The following is a 16,416-nucleotide window of genomic DNA, read 5'->3' as shown; positions in this document are numbered from 1 at the left end:
GCCGGGGTATCCGCTCTCGTTTTGTCGCACGTGCGCAATCCCGCAAAACAATGCCCCCCATCGCCATCGAACCTATCAAAAGATGTTGGAATAAGATCATTAACCTTATAGATTGAGTAGAGAACATAGCGATAAGGGGTTTCGATGAGCACGGCGGCATTGTCGGGCGCGAAGCAGCGCAGTGGGTTGAATGAAGATTGGCTGGCTCTTTGGATCGGTCTGTTCGTTTTCGCCGTCGCCCTCGCGGGCCTCGTCGGAGGCAATCTTCTTGGTTGGGTCGTTTCGACCTCGGTCTGGACCGATCTGACGCACGCCCTTGCGCCGACCTCGAAAGCCTATGCATTTCTGGGCGGCGTTGGCGCACTTCTCGCCACTTATCTCGCCCTCCTCATCGTTCTCAGTGCGGGAGCCGCCGCCCTGAGCCTGGACGTCAAGCGCTATGCGCTCGCCTTCACCGCCGTTTTCGCGATCTCCTACGCGGCTTGGATTATTGGCAGCTTCGCTCATTTCGCCGCTGTGACGCCGGCGGACCGCCAAAAATTCGGCATCGAATGGTCGCTCGGGCTGACCAATGAGGGCGGTTACATCTTCGCGCTCATCGCCGGCCTCATCATCGCGAATTTCTTCCCCCGCTTCGCCGAATGGCTGAACGAGGCGATCCGCCCCGAGCTCTACATCAAGATCGCCATCGTTATTCTTGGCGGCTTTCTCGCCCTCACCATCGCCGGGAAGCTGTCCTTCGCCTCGTCCCTCCTGCTTCGCGGCGTCGCGGCGATCATCGAGGCCTATCTCATCTATTGGTCGGTGGTGTATTACGTCGCGCGCAGATGGTTCGGCTTCAGCCGCGAATGGGCGGCTCCGCTGGCCTCGGGCATTTCAATCTGCGGCGTCTCCGCCGCCATCGCCACCGGGGCCGCGATCCGCGCGCGGCCGGTCGTGCCGGTGCTGGTCTCCTCGCTGGTCGTGGTCTTCGCCGTCGTGGAAGTGCTGGTGCTTCCCTTCGTTGCGCAGACCTTCCTCTCGCATGAACCGCTGGTCGCCGCGGCCTGGATGGGGCTTGCGGTCAAGACCGACGGCGCGGCGGTTGCGGCCGGCGGCATCACCGAGGCGCTGATCCTAGCGAAAAACGCCGCCGAAGGCGTCAACTACCAGCCAGGCTGGATACTCGGCACCACCGCCGCGATCAAGGTCTTCATCGATGTGTTCATCGGCGTTTGGGTCTTCATTCTCGCCTATATCTGGACGAACCACATCAATGTCGAGGCGGGCGGCGATAAGGCGAAAGCCTCCGAGATCTGGGAGCGCTTTCCGAAATTCATCATCGGCTTTCTGATCACCTTCCTCGCGGCGCTGGCGCTGGCGGTTTGGGCGTCTCCTGAGACGCGCGCGAATCTGACCCCGGCGATAGCCGCCGCCAATGCGTTTCGCGTGATCTTCTTTATCCTGACTTTCTTCTCGATCGGCGTTCTCTCAAACTTCCGCAAGCTGTGGGAGGACGGGATCGGCAAACTCGCCGCCGTTTATGTTGTCAGCCTGTTCGGTTTCGTCATCTGGGTAGGGCTATTGATCTCGTGGCTGTTCTTCGCCGGCGTCAAACCGCCGCTAGCTGGCTGAGTTTAGGAGCGTTTTCATGTCTGAACCGAATTTACGCAGCGAGCTAAACAAGATCGAAGCCGAGCCGCTGCTGCCGATCGAAAAGAAGCTGATCGGCTGGAGCCTCGGGATCGGCGTAACGATGCTCATCATACTGGGGATCGTAAACCACTTCCTCCCCGTCGCGCCGTAGTCGGCATATTTTCGCGGACGTTCCAATGCTTTGTTAGGGGCGGCGCGCTTAATTTGCGCCGTCCAGACCTCGGCGGCCTAACGGCGGCGCGCGTCGCCTCTTCTTGCATCGGCTTCCGAGAAGCCATACATGGACGCGATATCTCTCGGCCGGGTCCCGGACGAGGCCTCGCCTCCAATTACTGAAACCCAAGACATGCAAAACCCCTCGTCCGGCCCTGATTCGTGGCATGGCACGACCATTATCATGGTCAAAAAGGACGGGCGCACCGTCATTTGCGGCGATGGCCAAGTCTCCATCGGGCAAACCATCATCAAGGGCAACGCCAAAAAGGTGCGCCGGCTCGCCAAAGGCGAGGTCATCGGCGGCTTTGCGGGCGCGACCGCCGACGCCTTCACCCTGTTTGAGCGCCTCGAGGCCAAGCTCGAGCAATACCCCGGCCAGCTCATGCGTTCCTGCGTCGAGCTCGCCAAGGATTGGCGCACTGATCGTTATCTGCGCCGGCTTGAAGCGATGATGCTTGTCGCCGATAAGGAGGTCGCTCTCGTCCTGACTGGATCTGGCGATGTGCTGGAGCCCGAGGCGACGGACAAAGGCTCGGTCATGGGAATTGGCTCCGGCGGCAATTATGCGCTGGCCGCCGCGCGCGCGCTGCTCGATACCGACCTCGAGGCGGAGGCCATAGCGCGCCGCGCGCTGGAGATCGCCTCCGAGATTTGCGTCTACACCAACCGCAATCTCGTGCTGGAAAGCATCCAGAGATGATTTTCCGAGCGGGCCGTCGCTGGACGGGGATCGGCAGGATGACGAAAAATTTGCCTTCGCGCTGGCGCTGAGGCCGGATATGAGCGTCTATCTCTGCATGCGCCTGCTTCCTCAACGTTTGACAGAGCGTCTTCCTCACCCTCTCACATCGATGCCCTCATGACTGATTTTTCACCGCGCGAGATCGTTTCCGAACTCGACCGTTTCATTGTCGGGCAACACGACGCCAAACGGGCCGTCGCCATCGCTTTGCGCAATCGCTGGCGACGCCTGCGCCTTGATGGATCCATGCGCGAGGAGGTGCTTCCCAAAAACATCCTGATGATCGGGCCGACCGGCTGCGGCAAGACCGAGATTTCACGGCGGTTGGCCAAGCTCGCGAGCGCGCCTTTCCTGAAGGTCGAGGCGACCAAATTCACCGAGATCGGCTATGTCGGCCGCGATGTCGAACAGATCATTCGCGATCTTGTCGAGACCTCGATTGGAATGATCAAGGGGGAGAAACGCAAGCTGGTTCACGCCCGCGCCGAACTTGCGGCGGAGGAGCGGCTTCTCGACGCTCTCGTCGGCGTCAACGCCTCGCCTGCGACGCGCGACAGTTTCCGCAAGAAGCTGCGCGCCGGCGAGCTCGACGACAAAGAGATCGAGATCGAACTCGCGCAAGGCGGCGGCGGCTCCATCCCGATGTTCGAAATGCCCAATATGCCGGGGGCGCAGTTCGGCGCCGTCTCGATCGGCGATATCTTCGGCAAGGCGCTCGGCAAAGGCGCAAAGCCGCGCCGCACCAATGTCAAGGACGCCACGGCGCCGTTGATCACCGAGGAGAGCGACAAGCTGATCGATCAGGATCAGATTGTGCGTGAAGCCATCCACGAGGTCGAGAATAATGGCATCGTGTTCCTCGATGAGATCGACAAGATTTGCGTGCGGGAGGGGCGCGGCGGCGGGGCTGATGTTTCGCGCGAGGGCGTGCAGCGCGATCTGCTGCCCTTGATCGAAGGCGCCAATGTGCCGACCAAACATGGAATGGTGAAGACCGATCACATCTTGTTCATCGCGTCAGGGGCGTTCCATGTGTCAAAGCCCTCCGATCTGTTGCCGGAGCTGCAGGGACGGCTGCCGATCCGGGTCGAGCTCTCGCCGCTGACCGAAGATGATTTCCGCCGCATCCTTACTGAGACCGAAGTCAGCCTGATCAAGCAATATGAGGCTTTGCTGCGCACGGAAGGAGTCGAGCTGGAGTTCACGCCGGACGCCGTGAACGCGCTTGCGAAGATCGCGGCGCAGGTCAATTCGACCGTCGAGAATATTGGCGCGCGACGGCTGCAAACCGTGATGGAGCGCGTGCTCGACGAGATAAGCTTCACCGCGACAGACCGGTTTGGTGAGAAGATCGTCATCGACGCGGCTTTCGTAGAGAAAAATATCGGCGATCTCGCCAAGAACGCCGATTTGAGCCGATTTATTCTTTAAAACGTCGCCAAACCGGGAAGATTTCGCGCCGCAGTTGTTGGCGGAAAGCTCTGCGTGTAGGGTCCGTTTCGTTCAGAAGCCTGCCAAATTGCTTCTGAGTAATAATTCGGAATGGGGACGAAAACGATGTTCGAACGCAAAACGGATTGGCTCGCGCGGCTCGCCATTCTGGCGGGCGTCAGCGGCGCAGCAATTGCGCAGGCGCAAGCGCAAGAATTCAACCAGGTTACGAGCTCGGCGGCCAAGACAGTCGTCGTTAGCCCGGTTTCGGAGAAGCAGCTGGAGGGGGCCGCTGCCGATAAGAAGAATTTTCTGCATACAAATGGCAATTACGCGCAGACCCGTTTCTATCCAAACGACCAGATCAATGTCTCGAACGTAGCGAAACTTCGTCCGGCCTGGATTTTCCAGACGGAGGTGAAGGAATCGCTTGAGACTTCCCCGATCGTCGTCGATGGAGTGATGTTCGTCACGACCTCGTTCAGCCATGTCTATGCGCTCGACGCCAAGACCGGCGCGGAGCTTTGGCATTTCAAGCCGAAGCTTGGTCCCATCACAACCTATTGCTGTGGGCCGAACAATCGCGGCGTCGCCGTCTACGAAGACAAGGTTTTTGTCGCGACCCTCGACGCGAAGCTCGTAGCTCTCGATGCGAAGACCGGCTCCGTCGTATGGTCGACCGAGCTTGCCGATCCGGAATCTGGCTATAGCGAGACGATGGCGCCGACGGTGGCGAAGGGCAAAGTCCTCATCGGCATCAATGGCGGCGAATATGGCATTCGCGGCTTCGTCAGAGCCTATGACGCCGAGACGGGGAAGCTTGTATGGAATTTCGACACCACGCCGGAAAATTCAGTCGGCGTTTGGGCGACCAAAGACCCAAGCGGCAAGGATCTGCATCGCGATATCGCCGCGGAAAAAGCGCAGCTCGCCAAGGCGGGCGACCCCTATAAGACATTGGGCGGCGGCGTCTGGCAGAACCCTGCCGTCGACCTCGAAACCAACCGGATTTACTTCGTCGTCGGCAATCCGTCGCCCGATCTCGACGGCTCGCTGCGTCCGGGAGACAATCTTTATACCGATTCTCTTGTGTCGCTCGATCTCGACACCGGGAAATATGTTTGTCACCTGCAGTACATTCCCCATGACGTGTGGGATATGGACGCCGTCAGCCCCCCGGTCCTCGTCAACGCGACCGGCAAGGATGGCAAGAGCGTTCCGGCGGTGCTGCACGCGGGCAAAACCGGCTTTATCTATGTCAATGATCGCAAGGATTGCAGCCTGATCCGCTTCTCGGAAGCCATGGTGCCGCAAGAAGACATGTGGACGCTTCCGACCAAGGAAGGCGCGCGCATGCTCCCCGGGGCCAATGGCGGCGTCGAGTGGTCCCCGCTCGCAGTCAATCCCAAGCTGCATTTGAGCTACGCGGTCAATCTGCATCAGCCCATGACCTATCAGGTCGAGAGCAGCCCGTATCCGGATGGCAAACTCTGGCTCGGCGGCGCTTTCAAGGTCATCCCGAGCGAGCAGCAAGCCGGCAATGTGACGGCTGTCGATTACAACACCGGCAAGATCAAATGGCAGGTGAAGACGCCCGAGCCGATGATGGGCGGCGCGCTCGCGACGGATGGCAATCTTATCTTCGCGGGCGAGGGCAACGGACTGTTTAAGGCCTACAACGCCGAGAATGGCAAAGTGTTGTGGCAGTTCAACGCCGGGGCCGGCGTCAATGCGCCGCCGTCTTCCTACACGATCGACGGCAAGCAATACATCGTCGTCGGAGCGGGCGGCAACACGCAGATCGATTTCAAACGCGGCAATAACATCATCGCCTTTACTTTGGATTGATCAGCGGTCGAACCATCTTGGATGAAGCTTTTAAGGCGGGGCGAACGCGGCCCCGCCGCATCAATGCAAAGGATACCGAACACGATGAAGGAACGCTTTTTTGCGACGAGGCGGTTGAAGTCGTTGGCGTTGACCGCTTCGATTCTCCTCACGGCGCCTATCGCATCGGTCCACGCGGACGCCATTGATGACAAGGCCGCTATCTGCGCAGCATGTCACGGCGAAAAAGGCATTCCGATCGACAAGTCGATTCCGGTGATCTGGGGCCAGAATGAAGGCTATATTTATCTAGAGCTGCGCGACTTCAAGCGCGGCAATCGCAAAAGCGCGCAGATGGCTCCAATCGTCGCGGACCTGAGCCGAGACGATATGTTGGCCTTGGCTTCGTATTTTTCACAAAAGAAATGGCCGAGTCTTGCCCAGCCGAGCGCAGCGAAAAGCGTCGCGACCGCCGCTATTACGGTGATCGGCTCCGTCGGCTGCACGAGTTGCCACCTGGAGCAGTTCCAGGGCGATAGCGCAACTCCTCGGCTCGCCGACCAAAACCGCGATTATCTCTTGAAGACGATGACCGAATTCCGTTCGGGCGCGCGGGCTAACAATCCCGGAATGACCGCTTTGCTAACCGGGGTTTCGGATACGGATCTCGCAGCTCTGGCCGATTATCTTTCCGGATTCTGAGCGTTCCGCGCCCCGGCTAGCAACGCTCTGATCGTCGCGTCGGTCGTGAGATCCCGCGCCTGCTTGCCCATCTTGTCGCGCTGACTGGCGTCAGCGCCGTGCGCGAGGAGCGTCTTGACGACTTCTTGATGATTGAGTTCGGCCGCAATCATCAGGGCGTTGCGGCCTCGCGCATCTTGCGCTTCGACCAGAGCGCCGCGCTCGAGCAGCAGCGCCATGGTTTGCGCGACGTCATCGATTCCGGCGTCTTGCGCATGGCCTGCCGCCCACATCAATGCCGTCAGCCCATTGGAGTAAGTTGCATTGACGTCGACTCCCGCGTCGAGCAAATCGCGCACGATTGGCGCGTTGCCGCGCGCCGCGGCGTAAAGGATCGCCGATTTCCCGGTTGAATCCAATTTGCCAGGGTCGGCCTTTCGATCAAGGAGCATGTGCAGGACCAGGCGGTTTCCATTATAGGCTGCGGCGATCAAGGGGCCAGCCTCCGAGCGGCCGCCGAGATTGGGATCGGCGCCTTTCTCCAGCAGGAATTGAACGACTTGAACGCGATCATTTTCTGCTGCGATTGAAAGGGCTGTGGCACCCCCGAGATCGCGGGCGTCGATCGGCGCTCCCTTCGCAAGAAAGATTTCGACCATTGCAACCTTGCCTGCTTTGGCGGCATGACTGAGCGGACGGGCTCCGGCGCGATCTCGCGCTTCAAGCGAGGCGCCAGCGGCGAGGAGGCGCTCGGCCAGTGCTTGGCATGTCCGGTCGGCAGCCGAAAAAAGCAGGATATTCAACTGGAGTGAATCGACGCCGATCTTCGCCGTGACGAAGTTTTGTTCAAGTTCTTGACAGGGCCGCGACGGCCCGGCCGCCGCTGCCTCCTTTGGCGTCGCCGCTGTCAGGCCGAGGATCACCACAAAGCAAAAGCGGATGTTCTTCAACATGATGCAGGGCCTGCTCGATTTGTTCTAAATTTTACGCGGGAGATCGCGCATAGCTGCGCCCGGCCAACCCGGCCGCGACCGAAATTCACCGGGGTTCCGCTCTTGCGCAAAATGCCATTACCCTGTCTATAGCGCGCTATCTTCGTCGAGTCCTTGCTATGTGCGCCGCGCAGCCTGATAAGCCCGCGGCAAGAATCACCAGGAGCCCCTTTCCGCATGGCGAAATTCGTTGAACGGGCATTCTCCGGCGTTCAGCCGACGGGGAACCTGCACCTTGGCAACTATCTTGGCGCGATCGTCAAATTCGTTGAATTGCAGCGCACGCATGACTGCATCTATTGCGTCGTCGATCTTCATGCCATCACGGTTCCGCAAAAGCCGGACGAATTGAAGGCCAGCATCCGTGAAGTCACGGCGGCTTTCATCGCCTGCGGCGTCGATCCCAAACAGCATATCGTGTTCAATCAGAGCCAGGTCTCCGAACACGCCGAACTCGCCTGGGTGTTCAACTGCGTCGCCCGCGTCGGCTGGCTCAATCGCATGACGCAGTTCAAGGAGAAGGCGGGCAAGGACCGCGAGAACGCCTCGGTCGGGCTTTACGTCTATCCGTGCCTGATGGCCGCCGACATTCTGCTTTATCGCGCGACCCGCGTGCCAGTCGGCGAGGATCAGAAACAGCATCTCGAACTCGCTCGCGACATAGCGCAAAAATTCAACGCTGATTTTGCGGCTTCGATTGAAGCGCGCGGTCATGGCGATGCATTTTTCCCGCTGCCGGAGCCGCTCATTCAAGGGCCGGCCACGCGCGTGATGAGTCTGCGCGACGGGGCCAAGAAAATGTCGAAATCGGACCCGTCCGATTATTCGCGGATCAATCTCTCCGATGACGCCGACACGATCGCGCAGAAAGTGCGCAAGGCGAAGACGGACCCTGAACCCCTCCCTTCTGAAGTCGAGGGCCTCGCCAACAGGCCGGAAGCGGAAAATCTTGTCGGCATCTATGCGGCGCTCAATGGGCAGACAAAGGCGGAGGTTCTGCGGACCTTTGGGGGCGGCAATTTTTCCGTCTTTAAATCGGCGCTCGTCGAGCTTGCCGCGACAAAACTTGGCCCGATCGGAGCCGAGATGAAACGGCTGAAGGATGACGCCCCGTATATTGACGCGGTGCTCGCTGACGGAGCCGCGCGCGCCAGAATCATCGCCAAAGAGAACATTGCGGCGGTGAAGGATATTTTGGGATTTGTGCGGTAGAGCTTCTGGGAGCTTGGCGGCGCCGACTATGGTCGGTTAGGCGGCGCCTAGCCAGCTGTGATTTGCGAGAGCCTTTAGCTCTTTTCCTCCAACCCTTCTAGCTCGACAATCATTCCTTCGATCATCGACAGCCCGATCTGCCAGAAGGCTGGGTCGCGAGCGTCGAGGCCGAATGGCGCGAGCAGCTCGGCGTGGTGTTTTGCGCCGCCTGCCGCAAGCATGGCGAGATAGCGCTCAGCAAAGCCTTCCCTCGCGTTCTGGTAGACGCCATAGAGCGAATTGACGAGGCAATCCCCGAACGCATAGGCGTAGACATAGAAAGGCGAATGGACGAAATGCGGAATATAGGCCCAATAGGTCTCATAGTTTGGGCCAACCTCGATCGCCGGGCCGAGACTGTCCGCTTGTTCGCTCATCCATAGATCGCAAATCCGCTCGGCGGTGAGTTCGCCGTTGCGGCGTTCGAGATGAACCTTGCGCTCGAACGAATAAAATGCGATCTGCCGCACCACGGTGTTCAGCATGTCCTCGACCTTGGCGGCGAGCATGGCGCGCCGCTCGCTCACCGCGCCGGCTTTGGCGAGCAGCGCACGGAAGGTCAGCATCTCGCCGAAGACGGAGGCGGTCTCGGCGAGGGTCAGAGGCGCTGGGGCCACCAGGGCGCCGTTATGGGCGGCCAGAACCTGATGCACGCCATGGCCGAGTTCATGCGCAAGCGTCATCACGTCGCGCGGCTTGCCCTGATAGTTCAAGAGAACATAAGGGTGCGCCGAGGGCACCGTTGGATGCGCGAAGGCGCCTGGGGATTTTCCGGGCCGCACCGGCGCGTCGATCCAGCGCTCATCGAAGAAGCGCTTGGCGATGCCAGCCATTTTCGGCGAGAACTCGCCATAGGCGCCAAGCACGGTGTCCCGCGCGTCTGCCCACGCATAGGTCTTGGCGGGAGCGTTTGGCAGCGGCGCGTTGCGATCCCAATGTTTCAGCGCCGGCTTGCCGAACCATTTGGCTTTGAGCTTGTAATAGCGGTGCGACAAGCGCGGATAGGCCTCGCGCACGGCGCTGACCAGCGCATCGACGACTTCGCGCTCGACCCGATTGGCGAGATGGCGCGAATCGGCGACGTCGGTAAAGCCGCGCCAGCGATCGGAAATCTCTTTGTCTTTGCCCAGCGTGTTGGAAATCAGCGTAAAAACGCGCAGATTTTCGCGCAGCCCGAGCCCGAAAGCGTTGGCGGCTTTTTCGCGGACCTCTTCCTGCGGGTCCTGCATCAAATTCAACACAGGCTCGATGCCGAGGGCCTCGCCATCGACGGTGAAGCGCAGCGACGTGATCGTCTCGTCGAACAGGCGATTCCAGGCGCCGAAAGCGGTGACCGATTTCTCGAGAAATAATTGCTCGATCTTGTCGTCAAGCTGGTAGGGCTTGCCTTTGCGGATGTCCTCAAGCCAGGGGCGGTAATGCGCCAGCGGGCCGGACGCCAAGGCCTTGTCCAGCGCGCCATCGCCGAGCCGGTTCAACTCGAGTTCGAAGAACAGGAGATTGGATGAGGCGGCGGTGATTTTCTCCTGCGCATCGCCGTAGAATTTTCCGCGCGCAGGATCGGAGGTGTCGCTCGCATAGATGAGGCCGGCATAAGACGAGATGCGGCCAAGCAGCTCCTCCAGCCCCTCATAGCGCCGTATCGCTTCCGTCAGCGCCGCCCCCGTTTCATCCCTGGCGAGCGCTTCGAGTTCGCCCTTATAAGCCGCGTTAAAGGCCTTGCAATCGGCGTCGGCCTTGGCGAGATCGCTCGCAAAAGCTGGCGAATCCATCGAGGCGTAGAGATCGCCGAGGTTCCACTCCGGCAAGACTCCGATGTCGACTGTCGGCGCATTCTGCGTCGCAGCCTCTGCGGCGGCGCGGAAAATGACGGGGAAGCCGGGGCGCGTGGGGAACATATGGTGATCCAGTTCAAAGGATTGGTCGTAGCGGTCGCAGCAGTCATATCGGAGCGCAGCCTGCGAGATCAACCTTGGACGCTGCAACCTCTGGGCAGGCTTTCAGTAATCCGGCGTTCGCCCGCGGAGGGGCCAAGATAATTCGGAAACTCGAGCGCCAGCCGCGCGCAACCGAAGCATAAGTTTCCGCGTTGTCGCCGTAGCTGTTTTTCAGCTTTATTAACGCCGCATTTACCCTAATCAATGACCATAAGCGGCGACGGGGCAGCAAGCCCCAGCGAGGCCGCATGTCCCCCAGAATTCTGATCGTCGACGACGACCCGGTGCAGCGCCGGCTGCTCGAAGCTTTGGCTCACCGCTTTGGTTACGCGGCGGAAATGGCGGACGGCGGCGAAGCTGCGCTGGCGCGGATGTTGGCCGGTTCGCGCGGCGCGGGGGAGGAGGAGATCGATCTTTTGATCCTCGATCTCGTCATGCCCGATCTCGACGGAATGGCCGTGCTCGCCCGAATGCGGGAAAAAGACCTAAAAATCCCGACCATTGTGCAAACTGCCAATGGGTCGATCGAGGCGGTCATTTCGGCTATGCGCGCGGGCGCGATCGATTTCGTGGTGAAGCCCGTCGGAGCCGAGCGGCTCCAGGTCTCGATTAAAAATGCGCTGCGCGTCGATGCGCTGGAGGATGAAGTCCGGCGGCTGAACCGGCAGGCCTCGGGCACGCTATCGTTCAGGGATCTCGCCAGCAAAAGCTCTGACATGGATCGCGTCGTGCGGCTCGGCGAGCGGGCCGCGAAATCGACCATTCCGGTGTTGCTCGAAGGCGAATCCGGCGTCGGCAAGGAATTGGTCGCCCGAGCCATTCAGGGCGCCTCCGACCGGCGCGGCCGCGCTTTTGTGACGGTCAATTGCGGAGCGCTGCCGGAACATCTTATTGAATCGATCCTGTTTGGGCACGAGAAGGGCGCTTTTACGGGCGCTGCCGAAAAGCACGCAGGTAAATTTGTCGAGGCGCATGGCGGCACGCTATTTCTCGATGAGATCGGCGAATTGCCGCTCGAGGCGCAGGTCAAGCTATTGCGCGCGCTGCAAGAAGGCGAGGTCGATCCGATCGGGGCGAAGCGTTCGGTCAAGGTCGACATCCGGCTGATCTCCGCGACCAACCAAAATTTGATCGAACTGGTCAAGGCCGGCCGTTTCCGCGAAGATCTGTATTATCGGTTGAACGTCTATCCGATCGGCATTCCGCCATTGCGGCAGCGAAGCGACGACATTGCCGATCTGGCTCGGCGTTTTTGCGCCCGCTTCGCCGCCGAGGAAGGCAAGAGGCTACGCGGGATCAGCGCTGAAACGCTCGCTTTGCTCAGCGCCTATGATTGGCCGGGCAACGTCCGGCAATTGGAGAACGCGGTTTTTCGCGCCGTGGTCCTCGCCGATGGCGATGAATTGACCGTCGCCGAATTTCCCCAGATCGCCGCCCAGGTTCCGGGTTTTGACGTGCGGGTTCCGGCGGCCCCGGCGACGGTTCGCGATCAGCTTGCTCGTGAAAAAGAATTTGTCCGCGTGGAATTTCGCGATCCTAATGTGATGGCTTTGCTGGGCGATGGCGGCGACATGCGCCCGCTTGAGCAGCTCGAAGCCGAAGCCATCCGATTTGCATTTCATCGCTATCGCGGCCGGATGTCGACCATGGCCCGCAAACTCGGCATCGGCCGCTCCACTCTTTATCGCAAGATGAAGGAATATGGCTTGGAGTCCGCCGAGGACAATCCGCTGGCCGGCGCGGCGCCGCGGGTTGAGGACAGCCGCGATGACGCCGCGTGAGGATCCGCGCCGCGCGGAAACCGTTCACCTTGTTGGGTAGAGACCTTTACTGACGATCGAGATGAACTACATAAGCTTCACAGGCGGCCTGAGCATGGCTCTGTCATGCGGCGATTACGAGGTTTCGAGATATGCGCGCGGGTTGGGGTGGCTAGGGTGAAAAACGCGTTGGCTCTGGCGTTTCTCTTCGGTGTCGCAGGCTGGTTGGGGCCTGCGCTGGCAACCGCCGCTTTGGCTAGCCCCGCGGAGGAGCGGCCGGCGATGCTTTATGCGGGGGCCGGAAGCGCGCAAGCCGGAGCTGAGGCGCGGCTTTCGCCAAACCAGACGGGCGGATCAGCCAGCCTCGATCTTTTAAAAGAGTCCGCAGATTCAGCTCCGGAGCCTCTGGCGATCGCGCAAGTCGATGACCAGCGTCGGCCCGATCTTCGCGTCGAGACGACGGTCAATCGCGACCTGACGACGCCGGACGGGACCAGCGCCGAGGATAGCCCGTCCGCGACCGCGCCTGAAACGCTTGCGACGCCCTTGAGTGAGGCTCCCGAGCAGACAGCCGCGCCGGGGCCGGCTTTGCCGCCGCTCAACGCCGCATTGAAGGCCGCGCTCGAGACGCAATCGGAGGCTGATCTCCAAGGTTCCGCCGCCGCTCGTCGCCATCAGCGCGAGGCCATCGCCGCCTTTTACGCGGCGCGCGATTTCGCGCCCCTCTGGTCTCGCGAGGGTCAGGCCAACGTCGAAGTTGTTCCCGTGCTGGCGCGGCTCAAACTCGCTGCGGAGGATGGGCTCGACCTCAAAAACCCGCCGCTCGGCTTCTCGCCGACAGGCTCCGACGATGAGATCGCCGCCGCCGATATCGCTTTGAGCGAGGCGGTCGTCGCCTATGGCCGCGAGGCCAGCGGCTCGCGCGTCGATCCACACCTGATCGCGTCCTCGATCGGGGAGCGGCCGGATATCGCCGATCCTTCAGTCATTCTGACGACCGTCGCCAATGCTGGCGCCGCCGCCGGCGCTACGCTGAGGGGTTTCAACCCGCCGCAGAAAGCGTATGCGGCTCTGCGCGACAAGCTTGCTGAATTGCGGCGCGACCGCGCGCCTGTGGCCAGCGCGGCGATTCCCGGCGGCCCTGTCTTGAAAGTCGGAATGCGCGATCCCCGCGTGCCGCTGATCCGCGCCCGTCTCAGTCTCGATGGCCAAGGGGTCGATGACGCTGAAGATCTTGTCTATGATTCGAGAGTCGCGATGGCGGTTGCGGATTTCCAGAAAGCCAATGGGCTGCCCGGCACGGGTCGGTTGACCGCACAGACTATCGCTGTTTTGTCTGGCGGCCAGCGGTCCAAGATCGAGGCCGAAATTATCGCCAATATGGAGCGCTGGCGCTGGATGCAGCGCGATATTGGCGATGACCGCATCGAGGTCAACATTCCCGATTATGAGGTCGCCGTCGTCGAGAATGGCGAAGTCGTGGAGCGCCACCGGGTCGTTGTCGGCAAGTCAGACACGCCGACCCCGATTTTTTCCAACAAAATGCAGTTTCTGATCGTCAATCCTTATTGGAACGTGCCGCCGTCCATCATCCGAAAAGAGATGATGCCGAAACTCGCCGCCGATCCGAATTACCTGCACAGGCTTGGCTACGAGACGATTTGGAAGGGCGGCAGGCTCACCGTGCGTCAGCCGCCGGGGGAGCGCAATGCGCTGGGCCGCATCAAATTCATGTTCCCGAACGATTACGCGGTCTATCTGCACGATACGCCGTCGCGAGCGTTGTTCAGCGAGGAGAAGCGCGCCTTTAGCCATGGCTGCGTGCGCGTCGACGACCCATTCCGCTTCGCCCAAACGGTGCTTGGAAAGGGCTGGAGCGAGGATCGGGTCAAAAAATTGATCGGCGGCAAGGAGCGCTATGTCTTTCTGCCGAAACCGCTGCCGGTTCACCTCGAATATTTCACCGCTTATGTAGATGAGGCCGGGCGCCTGCAAATACGCGACGACATTTACGGCTATTCGCGGCGGGTCAAGGCGGCGCTCGGGCTGGAAAGCTAGGCCGCAACGAGGAAGCCGTCGCCGCTAAGCTGCTGATTTTTTGCGCTCCCGGCGCCGGCATCCAAGAGATGTTCGCGGAGCTCGCCGCTTTGGCCCCGCGCGGCGAAGCTGGCGGTTACGATCCGGCCGCGATCGCCGCCGTGTGTGGGCGTTATGGCGTGTCCTTCGCCTGAGACTCGGGTCCGCCGGTAAAGCGCTCGATCCGGCGGTCCGGAATAAACCACATCAATGAGACGGCGACATAGAGGGCGATGGATATCCACGGCGAAACGAAAGCTAGCGGGATCGCCGCGATATAGAGAATAAGCGAGAGTTTGCCTTTCTGATCCTTGCCAATAGCGGCGCGAATAATGGACTCCGGCCCGTTGCAATCCGCGATCGACCATTGCAGCCAAAAATAGGCGATTGCCGCCATAGCCAGAACTACGCCATAAGCCGCCGTCGGCAAGGGAGTAAAGCCGCTCTCATCCATCCAGCGGATCACGAACGGCACGAGCGTCAGCCAGAATAACAGGAAGAGATTGACCCAAAGCACCTTGCCGTTCACGCGTTCTCCGGCGTGCAGCAGATGGTGGTGGTTGTTCCAATAAATGCCGACATTTACGTAGCTGAGGACATAGACGAGCAATATCGGCAGGCTCGCTTGCAGGGCGGCGAGATCATGTCCGGCGGGAGCCTTCAGCTCCAGCACCATAATGGTGATGATGATGGCGATCACGCCGTCGGTGAAAGCTTCGAGGCGCCCCTTCGGCATGCCAATCCCCGCCGATCAGAGAACGCCAATTGGCGCTCTCTCGCTTAAGCGGCCTTCTGTTTTGGCTGCACCTCGGCGGAATAATCATCGATCAAGGCGCGGGAGATCGCCGCCGGCGTGAATTTATAGGGTCCGATTTCTGAGACGGGGGTGACCTCGGCCCCGGTGCCGCAGATAAAGCATTCTTCGAAGCCGGCGAGTTCTTCGGGCATAATGCGCCGCTCAATCACCTCGATCCCGCGCCGCCTGGCGAGATCGATCACGGTGCGCCTCGTGATGCCGTCGAGAAAACAGTCGGCCATCGGCGTGTGCAAAGCGCCCTGCAAGACAAAGAAGATGTTGGCCCCGGTGCATTCGGCGACGCGGCCCTGCCAGTCGAGCATCAAGGCGTCAGCGTAGCCCCGGCGTTCCGCCCGATGCTTGGAGATGGTGCAGATCATGTAGAGGCCGGCGGCTTTGGATCGGCACGGCGCCGTCAGCGGATCGGGGCGGCGGTATTCGGCCATGTCGAGCCTGATGCCCTTCATCTTCGTCTCGATGTCGAACATGCTCGGCCAGTCCCAGGCGGCGATGGCGACATGGATGGTCGAATTCTGCGCCGCGACCGCCATCATCTCGCTGCCGCGCCAGGCGACGGGGCGGACGTAGCAGTTCTGGAAATTGTTTTTGGAGACGACCAGTTGCTTGATGGCGTCCAATTCAGCTGTGGAATAGGGGATCTGGAAATCGAGCAGCTCCGCCGAAGCCCTGAACCGTTCGGAATGTTCGGTCGACTTGAAGATGCGGCCGCCATAGGCGCGCTCGCCCTCGAACACACAGGAAGCGTAATGCAGACCATGCGAAAGCACATGCAGCTTGGCGTTCGCCCAGGCGACGAGATTGCCGTCCAGCCAAATAAAGCCGTCGCGCTGATCGAAAGGCAAAACCGACATTGATTGCAATTCCTGTGTTGTGGTTGTGGTCAGCTCGCAGTCGGCTTGGCGCGGCGCCTTGCTTTAAAAGCTTCCCCCATCCGGGCTTTGTATGTAAAGGGCGCATTAATGCCGAAAGGCAATTTAATGTGATGAAAGCCCATATCAGCCGCGCCGGCAAACCATAATCTCATCGTTCGCCAACGCGATGCGGAGCTGGA

13 protein-coding genes are annotated in these 16,416 nt (G+C 60.5%); 9 read left to right on the top strand and 4 right to left on the bottom strand.

What is annotated here, in order from left to right; translation table 11 throughout:
• The first annotated feature begins 144 nt into the window (after positions 1-144).
• The 6 genes from WDN46_02530 (at position 145) to WDN46_02505 (ending at position 6,553) form a co-directional block, all read left to right on the top strand.
• Entirely contained in the window at positions 145-1,614 is a 1,470-nt protein-coding gene (locus tag WDN46_02530) for a putative sulfate exporter family transporter (protein MEJ0092328.1), read from the top strand.
• A gap of 16 nt (positions 1,615-1,630) precedes the next feature.
• The gene (locus WDN46_02525) at positions 1,631-1,786 is read left to right on the top strand and encodes a hypothetical protein (protein MEJ0092327.1); all 156 of its coding nucleotides are present in this window, start codon (positions 1,631-1,633) and stop codon (positions 1,784-1,786) included.
• A gap of 195 nt (positions 1,787-1,981) precedes the next feature.
• The gene (gene hslV, locus WDN46_02520; GenBank protein ID MEJ0092326.1) at positions 1,982-2,551 is read left to right on the top strand and encodes an ATP-dependent protease subunit HslV; all 570 of its coding nucleotides are present in this window, start codon (positions 1,982-1,984) and stop codon (positions 2,549-2,551) included.
• Positions 2,552-2,710: 159 nt separating this feature from the next.
• Positions 2,711-4,024 (top strand): ATP-dependent protease ATPase subunit HslU, encoded by a 1,314-nt coding sequence (gene hslU / locus WDN46_02515; GenBank protein MEJ0092325.1) that lies wholly within the window; start codon positions 2,711-2,713, stop codon positions 4,022-4,024.
• A 126-nt stretch (positions 4,025-4,150) separates the two neighbouring features.
• Positions 4,151-5,872 carry a PQQ-dependent dehydrogenase, methanol/ethanol family gene (locus WDN46_02510; protein ID MEJ0092324.1) on the top strand — a complete coding sequence of 574 codons (1,722 nt, stop codon included), beginning with the start codon at positions 4,151-4,153 and terminating at the stop codon, positions 5,870-5,872.
• Between the two features lie 129 nt (positions 5,873-6,001).
• Entirely contained in the window at positions 6,002-6,553 is a 552-nt protein-coding gene (locus tag WDN46_02505; protein ID MEJ0092323.1) for a c-type cytochrome, read from the top strand.
• On the opposite strand, the gene WDN46_02500 is transcribed toward WDN46_02505, so the two are convergent.
• Positions 6,535-7,485: an ankyrin repeat domain-containing protein gene (locus tag WDN46_02500; GenBank protein MEJ0092322.1), complete on the bottom strand. Its 951-nt coding sequence runs from the start codon at positions 7,483-7,485 to the stop codon at positions 6,535-6,537. The genes WDN46_02505 and WDN46_02500 overlap by 19 nt on opposite strands.
• A gap of 216 nt (positions 7,486-7,701) precedes the next feature.
• Between WDN46_02500 and trpS the strand changes: the two genes are divergently transcribed.
• Entirely contained in the window at positions 7,702-8,736 is a 1,035-nt protein-coding gene (trpS, locus tag WDN46_02495) for a tryptophan--tRNA ligase (protein MEJ0092321.1), read from the top strand.
• 74 nt (positions 8,737-8,810) lie between these two features.
• Here the strand turns inward: trpS and WDN46_02490 are convergent, their stop codons facing one another.
• Complete coding sequence (locus tag WDN46_02490) at positions 8,811-10,673, bottom strand: M3 family oligoendopeptidase (protein MEJ0092320.1); 1,863 nt, start codon at positions 10,671-10,673, stop codon at positions 8,811-8,813.
• A gap of 287 nt (positions 10,674-10,960) precedes the next feature.
• Here WDN46_02490 and WDN46_02485 point away from each other — a divergent pair, with 287 nt between their 5' ends.
• Positions 10,961-12,493 (top strand): sigma-54 dependent transcriptional regulator, encoded by a 1,533-nt coding sequence (locus WDN46_02485; protein ID MEJ0092319.1) that lies wholly within the window; start codon positions 10,961-10,963, stop codon positions 12,491-12,493.
• A gap of 147 nt (positions 12,494-12,640) precedes the next feature.
• On the top strand, positions 12,641-14,530 hold the full coding sequence (locus tag WDN46_02480; protein MEJ0092318.1) for a L,D-transpeptidase family protein: 1,890 nt from the start codon (positions 12,641-12,643) through the stop codon (positions 14,528-14,530).
• A 151-nt stretch (positions 14,531-14,681) separates the two neighbouring features.
• Here WDN46_02480 and WDN46_02475 read toward each other — a convergent pair whose 3' ends face one another.
• Together WDN46_02475 and WDN46_02470 are read right to left on the bottom strand one after the other, a co-directional pair.
• A complete protein-coding gene (locus WDN46_02475) occupies positions 14,682-15,284 on the bottom strand; it encodes a TMEM175 family protein (protein ID MEJ0092317.1) in 603 nt (200 codons plus the stop codon).
• A 44-nt stretch (positions 15,285-15,328) separates the two neighbouring features.
• Positions 15,329-16,216: a branched-chain amino acid aminotransferase gene (locus WDN46_02470; protein MEJ0092316.1), complete on the bottom strand. Its 888-nt coding sequence runs from the start codon at positions 16,214-16,216 to the stop codon at positions 15,329-15,331.
• Between the last annotated feature and the right edge of the window lie 200 nt (positions 16,217-16,416).

The organism is Methylocella sp. (genome assembly GCA_037200525.1).
GTDB lineage: Bacteria > Pseudomonadota > Alphaproteobacteria > Rhizobiales > Beijerinckiaceae > Methylocapsa.
This window is presented reverse-complemented; position numbering and strand designations above follow the sequence as displayed.

What these genes read in the sequence shown, in the direction of transcription:
- WDN46_02530 (MEJ0092328.1), top strand. Translation starts at nt 145, where the DNA reads ATGAGCACGGCGGCATTGTCGGGCGCGAAGCAGCGCAGTGGGTTGAAT.
- WDN46_02525 (MEJ0092327.1), top strand. Translation starts at nt 1,631, where the DNA reads ATGTCTGAACCGAATTTACGCAGCGAGCTAAACAAGATCGAAGCCGAG.
- hslV (MEJ0092326.1), top strand. Translation starts at nt 1,982, where the DNA reads ATGCAAAACCCCTCGTCCGGCCCTGATTCGTGGCATGGCACGACCATT.
- hslU (MEJ0092325.1), top strand. Translation starts at nt 2,711, where the DNA reads ATGACTGATTTTTCACCGCGCGAGATCGTTTCCGAACTCGACCGTTTC.
- WDN46_02510 (MEJ0092324.1), top strand. Translation starts at nt 4,151, where the DNA reads ATGTTCGAACGCAAAACGGATTGGCTCGCGCGGCTCGCCATTCTGGCG.
- WDN46_02500 (MEJ0092322.1), bottom strand. Translation starts at nt 7,485, where the DNA reads ATGTTGAAGAACATCCGCTTTTGCTTTGTGGTGATCCTCGGCCTGACA.
- trpS (MEJ0092321.1), top strand. Translation starts at nt 7,702, where the DNA reads ATGGCGAAATTCGTTGAACGGGCATTCTCCGGCGTTCAGCCGACGGGG.
- WDN46_02490 (MEJ0092320.1), bottom strand. Translation starts at nt 10,673, where the DNA reads ATGTTCCCCACGCGCCCCGGCTTCCCCGTCATTTTCCGCGCCGCCGCA.
- WDN46_02485 (MEJ0092319.1), top strand. Translation starts at nt 10,961, where the DNA reads ATGTCCCCCAGAATTCTGATCGTCGACGACGACCCGGTGCAGCGCCGG.
- WDN46_02475 (MEJ0092317.1), bottom strand. Translation starts at nt 15,284, where the DNA reads ATGCCGAAGGGGCGCCTCGAAGCTTTCACCGACGGCGTGATCGCCATC.
- WDN46_02470 (MEJ0092316.1), bottom strand. Translation starts at nt 16,216, where the DNA reads ATGTCGGTTTTGCCTTTCGATCAGCGCGACGGCTTTATTTGGCTGGAC.